At 70.2% G+C, this 17,050-nt stretch carries 15 protein-coding genes; 9 read left to right on the forward strand and 6 right to left on the reverse strand.

What is annotated here, in order from left to right; all coding sequences use genetic code 11:
* Positions 1–70: 70 nt before the first annotated feature.
* Entirely contained in the window at positions 71–772 is a 702-nt protein-coding gene (locus CW359_RS13580) for an SDR family oxidoreductase (protein WP_105970147.1), read from the forward strand.
* An 87-nt stretch (positions 773–859) separates the two neighbouring features.
* Here the strand turns inward: CW359_RS13580 and CW359_RS13585 are convergent, their stop codons facing one another.
* On the reverse strand, positions 860–1,546 hold the full coding sequence (locus CW359_RS13585; RefSeq protein WP_105970148.1) for a glycoside hydrolase family 75 protein: 687 nt from the start codon (positions 1,544–1,546) through the stop codon (positions 860–862).
* Positions 1,547–1,824: 278 nt separating this feature from the next.
* On the reverse strand, positions 1,825–2,661 hold the full coding sequence (locus CW359_RS13590) for an aldo/keto reductase (protein WP_105970149.1): 837 nt from the start codon (positions 2,659–2,661) through the stop codon (positions 1,825–1,827).
* Positions 2,662–2,905: 244 nt separating this feature from the next.
* On the opposite strand from CW359_RS13590, the gene CW359_RS13595 reads away from it, so the two are divergent.
* The gene (locus CW359_RS13595; RefSeq protein WP_105970150.1) at positions 2,906–3,700 is read left to right on the forward strand and encodes a Tat pathway signal sequence domain protein; all 795 of its coding nucleotides are present in this window, start codon (positions 2,906–2,908) and stop codon (positions 3,698–3,700) included.
* Between the two features lie 12 nt (positions 3,701–3,712).
* Here CW359_RS13595 and CW359_RS13600 read toward each other — a convergent pair whose 3' ends face one another.
* Together CW359_RS13600 and CW359_RS13605 are read right to left on the reverse strand one after the other, a co-directional pair.
* Entirely contained in the window at positions 3,713–5,539 is a 1,827-nt protein-coding gene (locus CW359_RS13600; protein WP_105970151.1) for an AMP-dependent synthetase/ligase, read from the reverse strand.
* Between the two features lie 280 nt (positions 5,540–5,819).
* Positions 5,820–6,683 carry a LysR substrate-binding domain-containing protein gene (locus tag CW359_RS13605; RefSeq protein ID WP_105970152.1) on the reverse strand — a complete coding sequence of 288 codons (864 nt, stop codon included), beginning with the start codon at positions 6,681–6,683 and terminating at the stop codon, positions 5,820–5,822.
* 168 nt (positions 6,684–6,851) lie between these two features.
* Between CW359_RS13605 and CW359_RS13610 the strand changes: the two genes are divergently transcribed.
* Entirely contained in the window at positions 6,852–7,892 is a 1,041-nt protein-coding gene (locus CW359_RS13610) for a bile acid:sodium symporter family protein (protein ID WP_232838389.1), read from the forward strand.
* Positions 7,893–8,185: 293 nt separating this feature from the next.
* Here the strand turns inward: CW359_RS13610 and CW359_RS13620 are convergent, their stop codons facing one another.
* Positions 8,186–10,087: a sialidase family protein gene (locus CW359_RS13620; protein ID WP_105970154.1), complete on the reverse strand. Its 1,902-nt coding sequence runs from the start codon at positions 10,085–10,087 to the stop codon at positions 8,186–8,188.
* A gap of 314 nt (positions 10,088–10,401) precedes the next feature.
* On the opposite strand from CW359_RS13620, the gene CW359_RS13625 reads away from it, so the two are divergent.
* Positions 10,402–10,833, forward strand: coding sequence for a MarR family winged helix-turn-helix transcriptional regulator (locus tag CW359_RS13625; protein ID WP_105970155.1), 432 nt, complete (start codon positions 10,402–10,404; stop codon positions 10,831–10,833).
* A gap of 90 nt (positions 10,834–10,923) precedes the next feature.
* Here CW359_RS13625 and fdhD read toward each other — a convergent pair whose 3' ends face one another.
* Positions 10,924–11,781 carry a formate dehydrogenase accessory sulfurtransferase FdhD gene (fdhD, locus tag CW359_RS13630; RefSeq protein WP_105970156.1) on the reverse strand — a complete coding sequence of 286 codons (858 nt, stop codon included), beginning with the start codon at positions 11,779–11,781 and terminating at the stop codon, positions 10,924–10,926.
* Between the two features lie 266 nt (positions 11,782–12,047).
* On the opposite strand from fdhD, the gene CW359_RS13635 reads away from it, so the two are divergent.
* From CW359_RS13635 to CW359_RS13650, 5 genes are all read left to right on the forward strand, one after another.
* Positions 12,048–13,385, forward strand: a complete 1,338-nt coding sequence (locus tag CW359_RS13635) for an OFA family MFS transporter (RefSeq protein ID WP_105970157.1) — start codon at positions 12,048–12,050, stop codon at positions 13,383–13,385.
* On the forward strand, positions 13,372–13,518 hold the full coding sequence (locus CW359_RS47800) for an MFS transporter small subunit (RefSeq protein WP_456300554.1): 147 nt from the start codon (positions 13,372–13,374) through the stop codon (positions 13,516–13,518). The genes CW359_RS13635 and CW359_RS47800 overlap by 14 nt, the downstream gene beginning before the upstream one ends.
* Before the next feature lie 139 nt (positions 13,519–13,657).
* Positions 13,658–14,611, forward strand: coding sequence for a beta-ketoacyl-ACP synthase III (locus CW359_RS13640; protein ID WP_105970158.1), 954 nt, complete (start codon positions 13,658–13,660; stop codon positions 14,609–14,611).
* Positions 14,612–14,759: 148 nt separating this feature from the next.
* Complete coding sequence (locus CW359_RS13645; RefSeq protein ID WP_105970159.1) at positions 14,760–15,440, forward strand: GntR family transcriptional regulator; 681 nt, start codon at positions 14,760–14,762, stop codon at positions 15,438–15,440.
* A gap of 332 nt (positions 15,441–15,772) precedes the next feature.
* Positions 15,773–16,954, forward strand: a complete 1,182-nt coding sequence (locus CW359_RS13650; RefSeq protein WP_105970160.1) for an ROK family transcriptional regulator — start codon at positions 15,773–15,775, stop codon at positions 16,952–16,954.
* Positions 16,955–17,050: the final 96 nt, after the last annotated feature.

Raw genomic sequence — 17,050 nt, forward strand, 5'->3', positions numbered from 1 at the left:
ACTTGGAGAGCACTTCAAGTGATGGACTCTCCGCCGTTCACCACACACCGAACGGCACACAGGGGGAACCATGAGCGACTCACCCGTCGCCCTCATCACCGGCGGCGGCAGCGGAATCGGCGCCGCTGTCGCCCGGCGGCTGCTCGACACCGGTCACCGGGTCGTCGTCACCGGCCGGGGCGAGCAGCGGCTGCGCGGCTTCGCCGAGGAACTCGGCTCCCCCGAGGGGCTGTTGACGATCGCCGGGAACGCGGCCGAGTACGACGACGTGCGCGGAGCCGTCGAGACGGCGCTCAAGGAGTTCGGGCGACTGGACACGGTCGTCGCCAACGCCGGGTTCGCCACCCATGACACGGTCGCCGAGGGTGACCCGGCCGGCTGGACCGAGATGGTGCTGACCAACGTACTCGGGCCCGCGCTGCTCATCAGGGCCTCGATCGACGCGTTGAAGGAGACCCGGGGCCGGATCGTGCTGGTCGGCAGTGTCGCCGGGTTCGTCCACACGCCGGGCAACATCTACGGGGCGACCAAGTGGGCGGTGACCGGGCTGGCGGAGAACACCCGGCGCCAGGTCACGGAGTTCGGGGTCGGCGTCACGCTGGTGGCCCCCGGACGCGTCGAGACCCCGTTCTGGGACAGCTACGGCGGTCTGCCCCCGGGGCACCTGCTGACGGCCGACCAGCTGGCCGACTCGATCGTCTGGGCGATCCGGCAGCCCGAGGGAGTCGACGTCAACACCGTGGTCGTACGGCCGATCGGGCAGCCCAACTGACCGAAAGTGCAGCTGAGTCGGCGGCCCGAGGGCCCGGTGCCGTGTCCGCGCGCACGGCACCGGGCCGCTCCGGCTTCCGCGCCGGGGTCAGTTGTCGCGGATGAACTGCCTGGCCAGCTGATCGCCCAGGGAGACCGCCGCGCCGTGGCTCTCGATGGGGGAGACCTGGGAGTTCTTGAACAGGATGTACGTCACCCCGGAGTCGGTGCCGCCGGTCTCCGGGTCGGGGTCGATGCCGAGGGCCTGGGCGGTGGCGTACGACGCCTCGCCGATGATCTTCGTGGGGCCGGTGTCGCCGACGACCGCGTACTGGACCTTGTTGTTGTAGATCACGGCGACCACACCGCCGCCCTTGATGCCCGCGCCGGAGTAGTTCCAGATGGAGCTGGAGCTGGGCACGACGACGTACGGCAGTGAATCCGCCTTGAGCGGCTTGCCGTTGGACTGGTGGAACGCCGTGTCGTCCTGGTACCAGGGGTCGGTGTTCTCGTTGCACTTCGACGTGCGCTGGCCGTCGCAGTCGATGTCCATGTCGGCCTTCCAGAACACGGCGCCGTTCTTGCCGCACACCGGGATCGTGGCCGAAGTCTCCTCGTCGGTGCGGTACTTGCCGTTGGAGAGCTGCGAGCAGGACGTCACCTTGGCGAGGAGGTCGGCCGCGCTGACCGAGCCCTCCCGGACGGAGGGCGGCCCTGAGGCGTACGAGGGGAGCGCGGCGGCGGCGAGCAGGGCTGCGCCGGTGGCCGCGGCGAGGGTCAGTGTTCGAGAGCGCACTGTGGGGGGACCCTTCTGTTAGGAAAGTTTCCTTACCGGGTGTGATCCAAGGTGGACCTGTCCGCATGCCCGCGTCAACCCTGTCGACGGCTGTCGGTGGTGGGACGTGCCGGAGGCCGGGCCGGAGCCCGGGGAGGAGGGGCGGAGGGTGGTTCGCGGGGGAGCGCGGGTGTTCGGGCCGGTGCGCGCGGGCAAGCGAAACGCCCCGGAACCGCGACCGTGGCCGGCGCGGACCGGGGCGTTGCCGTGGCTGTGGTCAGCCCGCCTCGGAGCTGTCGTCAGCCCGTCTCGAAGGTGGCCGGGTCCGGGCCGAGCCGGCGGTCCTCGTTCAGCGCGCTGATCGCGGCGAGGTCCTCCGTGTCCAGGCTGAAGTCGAAGACCTCGATGTTCTCCTTGATCCGGGACGGCGTCACGGACTTGGGGATCACCACGTTCCCGAGCTGGAGGTGCCAGCGCAGGACGATCTGGGCCGGCGTACGCCCGTGCTTCTGGGCGATGGCGACGATCGCGGGGACCTCCAGCAGGCCCTTGCCCGAGCCGAGCGGGGACCAGGCCTCCGTGGCGATGCCCTGCTCCGCGTGGTACTCGCGGGAGGCGTGCTGCTGGAGGTGCGGGTGCAGCTCGATCTGGTTGACGGCCGGGATGACCGACGTCTCGGCGAGGAGCCGGTCGAGGTGCTCCGGCAGGAAGTTGGAGACACCGATGGCCTTGGCGCGGCCGTCCGCGGCGAGCTTCTCGAACGCCTTGTACGTGTCGACGAACTTCCCCTTGGCCGGCTGCGGCCAGTGGATCAGATACAGGTCGACGTACTCCAGGCCGAGCTTGTCCAGGGAGGTGTCGAAGGCGCGGAGCGTGGAGTCGTACCCCTGGTCGCCGTTCCAGAGCTTGGTGGTGACGAAGAGGTCCGCGCGGGGGACGCCGGCGGCGGCGATGGCCTTTCCGGTGCCCTCTTCGTTGCCGTAGATCGCCGCGGTGTCGATGCTGCGGTAGCCGGTCTCGAGTGCGGTGGCGACCGCCCGCTCCGCCTCGTCGTCCGGCACCTGCCAGACGCCGAAGCCCAGCTGGGGCATCTCGACGCCGTTGTTCAGGATGATCGGGGGGACCTTGCTGCTCACGAGCTCTCGATCCTTCAGTCGTCGGGTGGAACTCCCATGGTCAACGATCACGGGCCGGGATGCATTCCTGATCGCGGACCTCGTCCGCCTGCCCGCGGATTGGCCGGAAACACCTCGGCCGACGCGAACACATTGGTACGGACTATTGACCGTGGGCTGTCATCCGGCGACTCTGTATCCCGCCAAGGAACGTGATGGTGAACGTCGTGCACATATGTAACCCCCCACGTCGAGGTGATCCCCCATGAACACATCCAGGCGAACCCTGCTCGGTGCCGCACTCGGCGGAGCCGCCGGAGCCGCCGTCGGACTCCCGGCCCTCGCCGGGCCCGCCCACGCCGCCTCCTGGCAGCAGAAGTGGGCGCCCTCCGCGAGCGGTGCCGGGCTCGGTGCCTTCGAGACGATCGAGGACGACCGCGCCGACTCCCACACCGCAGGACAGCCGCACATCTACGCCACCGGAAACAACTGGCGCTTCAACATGCACACCCGCGACCGCGACACCTCGACCGACCGCCAGCGCCAGGAGGTCACCGGACTGCGCAACGGCAGCGGCAGCAACTACCTCAAGTGGACCGAGGGGCAGACCTGGCGGGTCACGTACTCGATGTACATCCCCAGCTCCCTCAAGGCGACGACCACCTTCACCCACATCATGCAGATGAAGCAGCCCGGCGCCGGCACCTCGCCGATGGTCGTGCAGTCGCTGCGCCGGGTGAACGGCGTGCAGACCATCGAACTCAAGCTGCCCATCGACGACATACTCGTCGGCCGTACCGACCTCGAACCGCTCCACGACAGCTGGACGGACGTCGACTTCCAGATCAAGGTCGGCAACGGCTCGGCGGGCTCGGTCCGTTGGATACTCAGGAGCGGCTCGACCACGGTCGTCGACGTCTCCCGCACCGGCGTCGACACCTTCCTCGCCGACCGGGTGCGCCCCAAGTGGGGCATCTACCGTTCCCTGGGCGACACTTCGGGCTCGCTTCAGGACTGCCACCTGCTGCTCACCAACCTGCGCGGCTATCAACTCGTCTGACGGCGACGGGAGTCAGGCCCGGTAGAGGGCCTCGACCTCCTTCGCGTACGCGTTCTCGATCGCCTTGCGCTTCAGCTTCAGGGACGGCGTCAGCAGACCGTGCTCCTCGGTGAACGGCTGGGCCAGGATACGGAAGGTGCGGATCTGTTCGGCCCTGGAGACAAGGGTGTTGGCGGCCACCACCGCCCGCCGCACCTCCTTCTCCAGGTCGGCGTCGCGGACCAGTTCCGTCGGGGTCAGCTGCGGCTTCTCACGCATGGTGAGCCAGTGCTCGACCGCCTCCGGGTCCAGGGTGACGAGAGCGGCGATGTACGGGCGGTCGTTGCCGACCACGATGCACTGGGCGACCAGCGGATGGTCCCGGACACGCTCCTCCAGGCCGCCCGGGGCGACGCTCTTGCCGCCCGACGTCACCAGGATCTCCTTCTTGCGGCCGGTGATCGTGAGGAAGCCGTCCTCGTCCAGGGAGCCCAGGTCGCCGGTGGCGAGCCAGCCGTCGTGCAGGGTCTCGTCCGTCGCCTTCTGGTTGTTCAGATAGCCCTGGAAGACGTTGTCGCCGCGCAGCCAGATCTCGCCGTCGTCCGCGATGTGCACGGTCATGCCCGGGATGGCCTGCCCGACCGTGCCGTAGCGGGTGCGCCCGGGCGGGTTCGCGGTGGCCGCCGCCGTCGTCTCCGTCAGCCCGTAGCCCTCGTATATATGGACGCCCGCGCCCGCGAAGAACAGTCCGAGCCGCCGGTCCATCGCCGAACCGCCCGTCATGGCCTGCCGTACGCGCCCGCCCATCGCGGCCCTGATCTTGGCGTACACGAGCTTCTCGAAGACCTGGTGCTGCATCCGCAGCCCCGCCGACGGGCCGGGGCCCACGTCCCAGGCCTTCTCCTCCACGGCCTCCGCGTACCGCACCGCGCACTCTACGGCCTTCTCGAACGGGCCGGACCTCCCCTCCCGCTCGGCCTTGCGGCGGGCCGCGTTGAAGACCTTCTCGAAGATGTACGGCACCCCGAGGAAGAAGGTGGGCCGGAAGGCGGCGAGGTCGGGCAGCAGGGCCGCCGCGTTCAGCTGCGGCTGATGGCCGAAACGGACCCCGCCGCGGATCGCGGCCACCTGCACCATCCGCCCGAAGACATGGGCGAGGGGGAGAAAGAGGAGCGTGGCCGCCTCGTCGCCCTTCCTGGAGTGGAACACCGGTTCCCAGCGCCCGATCATCGTGTCCGCCTCGAACATGAAGTTGGCGTGGGTGATCACACAGCCCTTGGGGCGGCCCGTGGTGCCGGAGGTGTAGATGATCGTCGCCGTCGACTCGGGCGTCACCGCGAGCCGCTGCCGGTGCACGATGTCGTCGTCGAGGTGCGCGCCCGCCTCGTACAGCTCCTGCACGGCCCCCACGTCCAGCTGCCACAACCGGCGGAACCGGGGCAGCCGGTCGATGACCGTGGCGATCGTCATCGCGTGGTCCTCGTGCTCCACCATCGCCGCCGTCACCTCGGCGTCGTACAGCATCCAGAAGACCTGCTCGGCCGACGACGTCGGATAGACCGGCACCACCTGGGCGCCGATCGTCCACAGCGCGTAGTCGAAGAGCGTCCACTCGTAGCGCGTACGGGACATGATCGCGACGCGGTCCCCGAACCGGATGCCCTGCGCGAGCAGCCCCTTGGCGAGGGCGAACACCTCGTCACGGAACTCACCGGCGGTCACGTCCCGCCACTCGCCGGCCTCGTCCTTGCGGCCGAGCGCGACGCGGAGCGGGTCTTCCTGGGCATGCTCGTAGACCACGTCGGCCAGGCCGCCCACGGGCGGCGCCAACGCCAACGGAGGGTTGGTGAATTCGCGCAAACCCGCTCCTAGTGACACTCCGGCTCGGCGCGGTGAAAGCTACCTCACAGGTCTGTGCTCCGGCAGGGGGCGCCAACCCGAGCGGTGTTCAGCTTCCACGCCGTCGCCGGGCGGAAAATACGGCTGTATGGGTAGGGGACGGACAGAATCTCTTACGTACGAGAAGGTTCCGATTCCTCAATCTCCACCGAATCCGACCGTCCCGGTCACCGCCCGCGCCAGGCATCTTGGGGCGCTCTTTAACATTCCGGCAAACCTCCGAGCGTCCGTTCCCGCCCGGCTAACGCCGCTGCAGCCGGTCCCCGCTGGTAAGAATCGCCGCCGCCAGCGCGTCCGCCGCGCTCTGCGCCGACGTACGACGACGGCCGTGCACCAGGACGAAGTCGACCCGGCCCAGCTCCGGCAGCCCGAAGCGGTCGGGTACGCGGACCAGGCCCGGCGGGATCAGACCGCGCGAGTGGGCCATCACACCGAGGCCCGCCCGGGCCGCCGCGATCAGGCCGTTGAGGCTGCCACTGGTGCAGGCGACCCGCCACGCCCGGCCCTGCCGCTCCAGCGCCTCCATGGCGAGGGCGCGGGTGATGCCCGGCGGCGGATACACGATCAGCGGCACCGGCCGGTCGGCGTCCAGCCGGAGCCGCTCCGCACCGATCCACACCAGCTCGTCGTGCCACACCGGCTCGCCGCGCGGGTCCTCGGGACGCCGCTTGGCCAGTACGAGGTCCAGCTTCCCGGCGGTCAACTGCTCGTGCAGGGTGCCCGACAGCTCGACGGTCAGCTCCAGATCGACCTCGGGATGGTCGTACCGGAAGCCCTCCAGGATCTCCGGCAGCCGGGTCAGCACGAAGTCCTCGGACGCGCCGAACCGCAGCCGGCCGCGCAGCCGCGTACCCGTGAAGAACGCCGTCGCCTGCTCGTGCACCTCCAGGATGCGGCGGGCGAAACCGAGCATCACCTCGCCGTCCTCCGTCAGCTCCACGGAGTGCGTGTCCCGGGAGAACAGCTGCCGTCCGGCCGCGTCCTCGAGCCGCCGTACATGCTGGCTGACCGTCGACTGGCGCAGTCCGAGCCGCCGGGCGGCCTGCGTGAAGCTGAGCGTCTGGGCCACCGTCAGGAAGGTCCGCAGCTGAGAGGGGTCGTACACGCCTCCACCGTAGCGCGTCATCGCGAAACGTGATGACAGTCAGAGCGGTGTACGGGATTCCCGATCACGAGGCCGAGGAGGACGATGGAAAGGGCACGACCGTCCCCGTATCCGCAGTACCCGCACGAGTAGTGGAGCACCGTGAAACGCCTGAAGTGGCCGAGCTGGATGCCGATCGACCCCTACATCCTGCTGTTGCTCGGCACGGTGGGTCTCGCGGCGCTCCTGCCCGCGCGCGGGACGGGCGCCGACGTCGCCTCCGGTGCCTCCACGGCCGCCATCGCCTTCCTCTTCTTCCTCTACGGCGCCCGCCTCTCCACCCGTGAGGCGCTGGCGGGACTGAAGCACTGGCGGCTGCACATCACGGTCCTCGCCTGTACGTTCGTCGTCTTCCCGCTGCTCGGCCTCGCCGCCCGCGGACTCGAACCGGTGTTCCTGACCCACGACCTCTACACCGGGCTGCTCTTCCTCACCCTCGTCCCGTCCACGATCCAGTCGTCGATCGCCTTCACCTCGATGGCCCGGGGCAACGTGCCTGCCGCGATCTGCGCGGGCTCCTTCTCCTCCCTCGTCGGCATCGTCCTCACCCCGCTGCTCGCGGCCACCCTGCTGGGCTCCACCGGCGGCGGCTTCTCGATCGACTCGCTGCTGGAGATCGTCCTGCAGCTGCTGGTGCCGTTCGTCGCCGGGCAACTGCTGCGGCGCTGGATCGGCGCCTTCATCACCCGGCACAAGAAGGTGCTCGGGCTGGTCGACCGGGGCTCGATCCTCCTCGTCGTCTACACCGCGTTCAGCGAGGGCATGGTCCAGGGCATCTGGCACCAGGTCAGCCCGGTCCGGCTCGGCGGACTCCTGGTCGTCGAGGCCGTACTGCTCGCCGTGATGCTGGCGCTGACCTGGTACGGCGGCAGGGCGCTCGGCTTCGGCCGCGAGGACCGGATCGCGATCCAGTTCGCCGGCTCGAAGAAGTCCCTGGCCTCCGGACTCCCCATGGCGAGCGTCCTGTTCGGCGCCCACGCCTCACTGGCGGTGCTGCCCCTGATGCTCTTCCACCAGATGCAGCTGATGGTCTGCGCGGTCATCGCCAAACGCCGCTCGCAGGACCCGGTACCGGCGGAACAGCAACCGACGCAACCGGACCTGACGGAACCGGACCCGACGGCACAGCCCCGCATACCGGCCGAGCCCGGTACCGGCGTGCCCCGGTAGGCGCGCGGCCTTGTCGCCCTCGCGTCGTCGCGTCGGCGAGTGCCGCGCGGACGGCGGCGTGGACGAGACGCTGGAGCATGTCGCGGCCGGCCGGGGCATCTCCTTCCTGGCCCGTTCGGCGACGAGGACGCCGCGAAACGCGGCTGAGCGGTTCGGCCGGTTGCTTCTCTGTGGCGACCATTCAGATCCTCTGCGGTGATCATTGAGATCTTCTGCGGTGACCACGCAGGAAGGGCGCACCTTCCGGGAAGGTACGCCCCTCGCGTGCTCCGGAGGCCGCTCCGGCGAACCGCCTACCGCGCGGGACTCCCGGCGGTCACCTGGTCCAGGGGCAGCCAGAGCACCGTGTCGTCGGTGGTCGCGGCCGGATCCACCTTCGCGGTCATGGCCGCCGCGGACAGCTCGGCCGAACTCAGCGCCCGGTCCCAGACCCGTACGTCGTCGATCGCGCCGGTGAAGTGCTGCAGACTGTCCATCCGCTCCCCGATGTGCACCCCGAACGCCGAGTTGCGGCTCACCGAGCCGGTGACGTCCGCGACACTCACCGCCGTACCGTCGACGAACAGCGTGAACTGTCCGCCGCCACGGCGCAGCGCGGCGAAGTGCCACTGGCCGTCGTTGTACGTGCCGACCGATGTCGCCGACGCCGTCCTGAGCGCCGACGCGCCGTCCCGGACGGTCATCAGGCCCCGGACGCGGTTGCTCGCGGGCTCGGCGCGCAGCCACACCTGGGGCTGGGTCGAGCCGACCCCGCCCATCCACAGCAGGGGCCGGTCGCCCGTCGTCGCCGTGGTGCGGAACCAGAGGCCCACCGTGAAGTCCTTGGTGCCCAGCGGCAGCCGGTCGCTGTACGGGAGGCGTACGGCGTCGTCCACGCCGTCGAACGCCAGTGCACCGCCGCCGAACACGCCGGAGGTCTGCGTGGCACCGCCGAGCACGGCGGCCGGGTGGGCCTCAGGGGCGAGGTCGGGGGTGGTCGGGTCGGGGCCGCGCGCCGGGGTCAGCCAGTCCTCGCTGAAGCGGGCGAAGCGGATCTCGTCGCGGGCGTCCACGGTGCCGGCCTCGTACAGCAGGCCCGCCGTCCGGCTGTCGATCCTCACCAGATCGGAGTAGCCCGACCAGTCCCGGCTGACGACCGTGCCCCGGTCGACGCTGTCCCAGGTGCGCCCGCCGTCGTACGACGACCGGATCATCATCGTGCGCCGCCGGTCGGGGTCGCCCGGGCAGGCCAGCAGCAGCCGGGCGCCGAAGTCGACGGTGGAGCACTGGACCTGGGGTGCGTAGAGGTCGGGGAGGGCGCGGAACGGGGTGCGGAAGGTGCTGCCGCCGTCCTCGCTGAACGCCTGGGTGCGGTGGCCGAGATCCGTACCGTCCTGTTCGCGCCCGCTGACCAGGATCACCCCGTCGGAGCGCTCGGTGAGTGTGACCTCGGACGGTTTCTGCCGGAAGGTGCCGTCCGCCGCGATCGGCCAGCTGTCGGTGGCGCCGACCTTCCAGTGGTCGCCGCCGTCGTCGCTGATGATCAGCGCGGCGTGGTTGGCGCTGATCCGACTGCCGTCCCAGCTCTCGGTGTTGACGCCGAAGACGAGCCGGCCCGCGTGCTCGCCCCGGGTCAGCTGGAGGCCGTGCACGGGGCCCGTCGCGTACCAGGAGTTCCACTCGGGCGGCATGATCTCGGCGCTCAGGTCGCGCGGCTGGGACCAGGTCAGACCGTCGTCGTCGCTGTACTGCATGTGGGGGCTGCGGTCGCACGGCACCGGGCAGTTGCCGCCGCCCCGGCCGGTGTTCCAGGTCTCCGCGAGGAGGATGCGGCCGGTCTGCCGGTCCACGATCGGGGCCGGGTTGCCGTGGGTGTCGACCCCGCCGTCGTCGACGACCTGGACCGGGCCCCAGGTGACGCCGTCGTCGGTGGACCGCTTGACGACGATATCGATGTCACCGGCGTCCCCGCAGTTGTCCTTGCGTCCCTCGGCGAAGGCCAGCAGTGTGCCCTTGAGGGTCCGGACGACCGCGGGGATGCGGTAGCAGGCGTAGCCGGGGTCCTGGGAGGCCCGGAAGAGCACCTGCTGTTCGAAGACGGCCGTCGGGGTGGCCTGTTCGGCGCCCGCGGGGCTCGGCAGCGCGAACAGCAGAGCGGCCGTGGTGCACACGGCCGTGAGGGTGTATCTGAGACGTGCGCGAAGACTTGACGGCATGTGCGGCCCTGCCCTTCAACGTCTGGACTTCATGCGTCTGGACTTCAGAGTTCTCGACGTGGTCGGTGGATTTCAGAGGTCTGGACATCTGAACAACCGGGCATCCGGAAATCCGGACATCCCACGTCCAACTTGCGCGCATCAGACGGTAGTTGGCTGCTCAGCTGCCCCACAAGAACCGCGTGTCGCGGGTTCAGGACAACCTTGCTATTCGGCCGTACACGATCACACACGCCTCCGCGAAACCGTTGGGAGTCCCAACGATAAACGTATAACCGTTGGAAGGTCCAATGATTATTGGCTAGGCTTTTCTTATGTCTGCCGAACTTCGCGCGATACGCGTCCTCCCCAGCTGGCTGCTGGGGAGGGCAGCCGATCGCGGGCGGGCGCTGGTCGCCGCCGCGCTGGCCCGGGAAGGGCTGAAGATGTGGCACCACGTGGTGCTCTCCGCCGTGGCGGAGCTGGGCCCGGTCGCGCAGGCCGAACTGGTGCGCGGGGTGGGGCTCGACGCCAAGGACATGGTCGGCGTTCTGAATGACCTCCAGGACGCCGGACTCGTCGTACGGGCCCCCGATCCGCACGACCGCCGCAAGAACGCGGTGTCGGTCACGGCGGACGGACGGCGCCTGCTGGCCCGCTGCGAGCGGGCGGCGCGCAAGGCCAACGACGAGCTGTTGGCACCCCTCAGCGTCGTGGAGCGCGAGCTGCTGACGGCCCTGCTCACCCGGGTCTCGGGCGCCACGTAGCGGTGGACCGGTGGTAGAGGCGGGGCCCCGGCGGCGCAGGGGGCGCTCCCCGCCGTTCGGGGCCCCGCCGCCGTGCCGCGGGGAAGCCGGTCAGCCCTGGGAGGCCGCGGCCGTCAGGGCGATACGGTCCTCGCCCGCGTACACGTTCATGTTGGAGCCCCGCAGGAACCCCACCAGCGTCAGCCCCGACTCCGCCGCCAGGTCCACGGCGAGCGACGAGGGCGCCGACACGGCAGCCAGCACCGGGATCCCGGCCATGACCGCCTTCTGTGCCAGCTCGAACGACGCCCGGCCCGAGACCAGCAGGATCGTCCGGGACAGCGGCAGCCCGCCCCGCTGCAGCGCCCGCCCGACCAGCTTGTCGACCGCGTTGTGCCGGCCCACGTCCTCGCGGATGTCGAGCAGTTCGCCCTCCTCCGTGAACAGGGCCGCCGCGTGCAGGCCCCCGGTCCGGTCGAACACCCGTTGGGCCGCGCGGAGCCGGTCGGGGAGGCTCGCGAGCAGTTCGGGTGCCAGCCGGACCGGGGGAGCGTCGGCCCCGTCGTCGATCGGCCAGCGGGCCGTCGTACGGACGGCGTCCAGGCTCGCCTTGCCGCACAGTCCGCACGAGGACGTCGTGTACACGTTCCGCTCCAGCGTGATGTCCGGCAGCACCACGTCCGGGGCCGTCCGCACGTCCACCACGTTGTACGTGTTCGAGCCGTCGGCGGTGGCGCCCGCGCAGTAGACGATGTTCTGGAGGTCGCGCCCCTCGGCGAGCACGCCCTCGCTCACCAGGAAACCGGCGGCGAGCGCGAAGTCGTCGCCCGGTGTGCGCATGGTGATGGCGATCGGCTTGCCGTTCAGCCGGATCTCCATGGGCTCCTCGGCGACCAGGGTGTCCGGGCGGGCGGAGACCGCTCCGTCGCGGATCCGGATCACCTTGCGTCGTTCCGTGACTCGTCCCATGTCCTGATCAGCCCCGGTTCTGTACGCGCTGGTGGGTGACCTTCAACGATCTCATATGCGGTGGATGACGAGACGGAACCATGTCGTCGAAATACTGTCTACAGTATGGTGGTTACGTCGACAAGGGGTGGCGCACCCGTACGGGATGCCGTTCGTCCGATCCGAACGACCGTTCGGCGCAGCCCGGATACCGTTCACCGCATACGGTCGGCGAGCCCGTCCGGTCGCCTTCCCAACCCCGCGGCCGGTTCCTATCGTCCGGGATCATGAGTCCCCCTGTAGCGCCACCCGGCTGGAGCCGCTGGCTCGTTCCCCCCGCCGCCCTCTCGGTCCATCTCTCCATCGGCCAGGCCTACGCCTGGAGCGTCTTCAAGCCGCCCCTGGAATCCGCCCTCGGCCTCAGCGGCACGCAGAGCGCGCTGCCCTTCCAGCTCGGCATCGTCATGCTCGGCCTGTCCGCCGCGTTCGGCGGCACCCTCGTCGAGCGCAACGGCCCCCGCTGGGCCATGACCGTCGCCCTGGTCTGCTTCTCCTCCGGCTTCCTGCTCGCCTCGCTCGGCGCCGCCACCGAGCAGTACTGGCTGATCGTCTTCGGCTACGGCTTCGTCGGCGGCATCGGCCTCGGCATCGGCTACATCTCGCCCGTCTCCACCCTGATCAAGTGGTTCCCGGACCGGCCGGGCATGGCCACCGGCATCGCGATCATGGGCTTCGGCGGCGGCGCGCTCATCGCCTCGCCCTGGTCGGCACAGATGCTGGAGTCCTTCGGCTCCGACAGCTCCGGGATCGCGCTCGCCTTCCTCGTGCACGGACTCTCGTACGCCGTCTTCATGTCGCTCGGCGTACTCCTGGTGCGGGTTCCGCGCATCGAGAAGCCGGCCGGCGGCGGGGCGGGCGGGGCGCCTGCCCCGAGTGCCCTGTCGGGCGTCCAGGTCTCCGCGCGCGGTGCCGTGCGGACCCCGCAGTTCTGGTGCCTGTGGGTCATCCTCTGCATGAACGTCACCGCGGGCATCGGCATCCTGGAGAAGGCCGCGCCGATGATCAAGGACTTCTTCGCGGACAGCTCCACCCCGGTCTCGGTGTCGGCCGCGGCGGGCTTCGTCGCGCTGCTGTCGGCCGCCAACATGGCGGGCCGGATCGGCTGGTCGTCCACCTCCGACCTGATCGGCCGCAAGAACATCTACCGTGTCTACCTGGGCGTCGGCGCGCTGATGTACGCCTCGATCGCCTGGTTCGGGGACTCCTCCAAGCCGCTGTTCATCCTGTGCGCGCTGGTGATCCTCTCCTTCTACGGCGGCGGCTTCGCCACCATCCCCGCCTATCTGAAGGACCTCTTCGGGACCTACCAGGTCGGCGCGATCCACGGCCGGCTGCTCACCGCCTGGTCCACGGCCGGTGTCCTCGGCCCGCTGATCGTCAACTGGATCGCCGACCGGCAGGAGGAGGCGGGCAAGACCGGCTCCGCCCTGTACGGGACATCGTTCTACATCATGATCGGACTGCTCGCCGTCGGCTTCGTCGCCAACGAACTCGTCCGCCCCGTCGACCCTCGACACCACGTTTCCGCACCGAAGGAGAAGGAGGCCGCCGATGTCCAGCGGTAGCAGTCCGTCTGACAGTGCGGGTCCGCCCGACCGGCGGCCCCTGATCGCGTTCGCCTGGCTGTGGGTGGGTGCCCCGCTCTGCTACGGCCTCTATGAGCTGGTACAGAAGGCGACACAGCTGTTCACAGGGTAGGTGTTCGGGCACCGTGGAGTCTGATGGAAGCCGACAACCCGGCCGCGTGAATCCTGTGGCATCGCGTGCCGTCGTACTGGTGAGTCACTGATCAGACTGGTGGATCCCGCTACCGAAAAGCAGCAAGGGGGACCCACCCATGAACGGCTCGCGCATCACCGCCGTCGGTCACTACCAGCCCGCCAAGGTGCTCACCAACGAGGACCTGGCGGGCTTGGTCGACACCGACGACGAGTGGATCAGAAGCCGGGTGGGCATCCGTACGCGCCACATCGCCGGTCCCGACGAGCCGGTGGACGAGCTGGCCGCGCATGCCGCCGCCAAGGCACTGGCCTCGGCGGGGCTGACCGCGAGCGACATCGACCTCGTCCTCGTCGCCACCTCGACCGCCGTCGACCGCTCCCCGAACATGGCCGCCCGGGTCGCCGGCCGGATCGGCATCCCCTCGGCGGCCACGATGGACCTCAACGTCGTGTGCGCCGGTTTCACCCACGCCCTGGCCACGGCCGACCACGCGGTACGGGCCGGGGGATCGGTACGGGCCCTCGTCATCGGCGCCGACAAGATGTCCGCGGTGACGGACTGGACCGACCGCACGACCTGCGTACTCGTCGGGGACGGCGCGGGCGCGGCGGTCGTCGAGGCCTGCCCGCCGGTCGAGGAGGGCATCGCGGGCATCGGGCCCGTGCTGTGGGGTTCGGTCCCCGAGATGGGCCACGCGGTACGGATCGAGGGCACGCCCCCGGTCTTCGCCCAGGAGGGCCAGAGCGTGTACCGCTGGGCCACCACCCAGCTGCCGCGCATCGCCCGCCAGGCCTGCGAGCGCGCGGGACTCACCCCCGCGGACCTCGCCGCCGTCGTCCTGCACCAGGCCAACCTGCGGATCATCGAGCCGCTGGCCGAGAAGATCGGCGCGGTCAACGCCGTCGTGGCCCGCGATGTCGTCGAGTCCGGCAACACCTCGGCCGCCAGCATCCCGCTCGCCTTCTCGAAACTGGTCGAGCGCGCGGAGATCTCCACCGGCGACCCGGTCCTGCTGTTCGGCTTCGGCGGCAACCTGTCGTACGCCGGACAGGTCGTCCGCTGTCCGTGAGGGTCAGGCCGTTCGTGCGGGCAGGCGGCCGTTCGTGCGGGTCCGGCTTCCGTGGGATCTGGTCCTTGTGTGCCGTGGACTGTAGACGAAAGGCAATTCATACTGGCCTTCCGGCTGCTCTGCCCGGCGCTGCCCCAGGAGGACCGTGATGTTCTCGACGACAGGACTGCCGCAGGGCGCGGTACCGAAGCTCGAACGCCCCGGGCCGTTGCGGGACCGGGTCTACGAGGCACTGCTGGAGCTGATCACCACCCGCGCCCTGCGCCCCGGCCAGCACCTGGTCGAGAGCGAACTCGCCGGACACCTCGGGGTGTCGAGGCAGCCGGTCCGCGAGGCGCTGCAACGGCTGAACACGGACGGGTGGGTCGACCTGCGGCCCGCCCAGGGCGCCTTCGTGCACGAGCCGACGGAGGACGAGGCCGACCAACTCCTCACCGTCCGGACCCTGTTGGAGGCGGAGGCCGCCCGGCTCGCCGCCGCGGGCGCGAGCCGGGCCGGCATCGAGTCGCTGGAGCGGCTGTGCGCCGAGGGCGAGCGGGCGGTGAGCGAGGACGACGTGGACGGCGCGGTCGCCCTGAACGCCCGCTTCCACGCGAAGGTCATGGAGTTGGCGGGCAACGCGGTCCTGGCGGAACTGGCGGCCCAGGTCGATCGCCGGGTGCGCTGGTACTACACGCCGGTGGCGAGACAGCGCGGCCGGCAGTCGTGGATCGAACACCGCGAGCTGATCGCGGCGATCGCGGACGGCGACGAGCGGCGGGCGACCGAGGTCATGCGGGCCCACACGGAACACACCCGCAAGACGTATCACGAACGCCAGCACGACTGAGCACTCCGCCGGGCCGACCTGCGGCAGCCGGGGGTCATGCGCCGGAGATCTGCTCGCCGCCCAGCACCGCCTGCGTCGTCTGACCCGCCCGAACACGCACACCGCGCCGACGGTGTCCGCGAGCGCATCAGCGTCCCCCCGTGCAGTGTGCGCCCGGCGCCGGTCTGTAGCCCTTTCTTTGTCCACTCAGAGGAAAAAGTCAGTGGCAATCTGTGCGCAACTTCTTCCCAGCCCCGGCAGCCGCTGCTACGTTCCACTCGAAAGCCCGGTGAAGTGGCCGGAAACCATGGCTGGTTGGTGCCTGACTAGGCGGGGAGGGGCTCGTGAGACGGATGACCGCACGACCCGCGAACGCCCACCAGGCCCGGCTGCTCCGGCTGTTGCGTGACGGCGGGCCCAACTCCCGGGCCCAGCTGGGCGATCAGATCGACCTGTCGCGGTCCAAGCTGGCCGTGGAGGTGGACCGGCTCCTGGAGACGGGCCTGGTCGTGGCCGACGGACTCGCCGCCTCGCGCGGTGGCCGCCGCTCCCACAACATCCGGCTCGCCCCCGCCCTGCGCTTCCTCGGCGTCGACATCGGCGCGACCTCGATCGACATCGCGGTCACCAACGCCGAACTGGAAGTGCTGGGACACCTCAACCAGCCCATGGACGTACGCGAGGGCCCCGTCGCGGTCTTCGAGCAAGTCCTTTCCATGGCAGCCAAGTTGAGGGCCTCCGGGCTCGCGGAGGGCTTCGACGGCGCCGGTATCGGTGTCCCGGGTCCGGTCCGCTTCCCCGAGGGCGTACCGGTCGCCCCGCCGATCATGCCCGGCTGGGACGGCTTCCCCGTGCGGGAGGCGCTCAGCCAGGAACTGGGCTGCCCGGTGATGGTCGACAACGACGTGAACCTGATGGCGATGGGGGAGCAGCACGCGGGCGTCGCCCGTTCCGTGGGCGACTTCCTCTGCGTCAAGATCGGCACCGGCATCGGCTGCGGCATCGTCGTCGGCGGTGAGGTCCACCGCGGGGTGACGGGCAGTGCCGGCGACATCGGGCACATCCAGGCGGTGCCCGACGGCCGCCCGTGCGCCTGCGGCAACCGGGGCTGCCTGGAAGCCCACTTCAGCGGCGCCGCGCTCGCCCGCGACGCCAAAGAGGCGGCCCTGCAAGGACTTTCGGCGGAACTCGCGGCCCGGCTGGAGGCGAGCGGCACCCTGAGCGCCGTCGACGTCGCCGCCGCCGCTGCCGCCGGGGACGCCACCTCGCTCGACCTGATCCGCGAGGGCGGCAACCGCACCGGCCAGGTCATCGCCGGCCTGGTCAGCTTCTTCAACCCCGGCCTGGTGGTGATCGGCGGCGGGGTGACCGGCCTCGGCCACACCCTGCTCGCCGCGATCAGAACCCAGGTCTACCGCCAGTCGCTGCCCCTGGCGACCGGCAACCTCCCCATCGTGCTGGGGGAGTTGGGCCCCACCGCCGGAGTCATCGGCGCGGCCCGCCTCATCAGCGACCACCTCTTCTCACCCGCGTAGACCACCGCTTCGTACACGCGGCTCACCGGTACAGCGCCCTGCTCCGCCCTGCCCTGTCCTGCTCTGCCCTGCTCGAAAACGCCTGCCCAGCAAGCG

Source organism: Streptomyces geranii, from assembly GCF_002954775.1.
GTDB classification, from domain to species: Bacteria; Actinomycetota; Actinomycetes; order Streptomycetales; family Streptomycetaceae; genus Streptomyces; species Streptomyces geranii.

Excerpts from the sequence above, each read along its gene's own strand:
- CW359_RS13580 (WP_105970147.1), top strand. The coding sequence starts at position 71 with ATGAGCGACTCACCCGTCGCCCTCATCACCGGCGGCGGCAGCGGAATC.
- CW359_RS13595 (WP_105970150.1), top strand. The coding sequence starts at position 2,906 with ATGAACACATCCAGGCGAACCCTGCTCGGTGCCGCACTCGGCGGAGCC.
- CW359_RS13610 (WP_232838389.1), top strand. The coding sequence starts at position 6,852 with ATGCCGATCGACCCCTACATCCTGCTGTTGCTCGGCACGGTGGGTCTC.
- CW359_RS13620 (WP_105970154.1), bottom strand. The coding sequence starts at position 10,087 with ATGCCGTCAAGTCTTCGCGCACGTCTCAGATACACCCTCACGGCCGTG.
- CW359_RS13625 (WP_105970155.1), top strand. The coding sequence starts at position 10,402 with ATGTCTGCCGAACTTCGCGCGATACGCGTCCTCCCCAGCTGGCTGCTG.
- fdhD (WP_105970156.1), bottom strand. The coding sequence starts at position 11,781 with ATGGGACGAGTCACGGAACGACGCAAGGTGATCCGGATCCGCGACGGA.
- CW359_RS13635 (WP_105970157.1), top strand. The coding sequence starts at position 12,048 with ATGAGTCCCCCTGTAGCGCCACCCGGCTGGAGCCGCTGGCTCGTTCCC.
- CW359_RS47800 (WP_456300554.1), top strand. The coding sequence starts at position 13,372 with ATGTCCAGCGGTAGCAGTCCGTCTGACAGTGCGGGTCCGCCCGACCGG.
- CW359_RS13640 (WP_105970158.1), top strand. The coding sequence starts at position 13,658 with ATGAACGGCTCGCGCATCACCGCCGTCGGTCACTACCAGCCCGCCAAG.
- CW359_RS13645 (WP_105970159.1), top strand. The coding sequence starts at position 14,760 with ATGTTCTCGACGACAGGACTGCCGCAGGGCGCGGTACCGAAGCTCGAA.
- CW359_RS13650 (WP_105970160.1), top strand. The coding sequence starts at position 15,773 with ATGACCGCACGACCCGCGAACGCCCACCAGGCCCGGCTGCTCCGGCTG.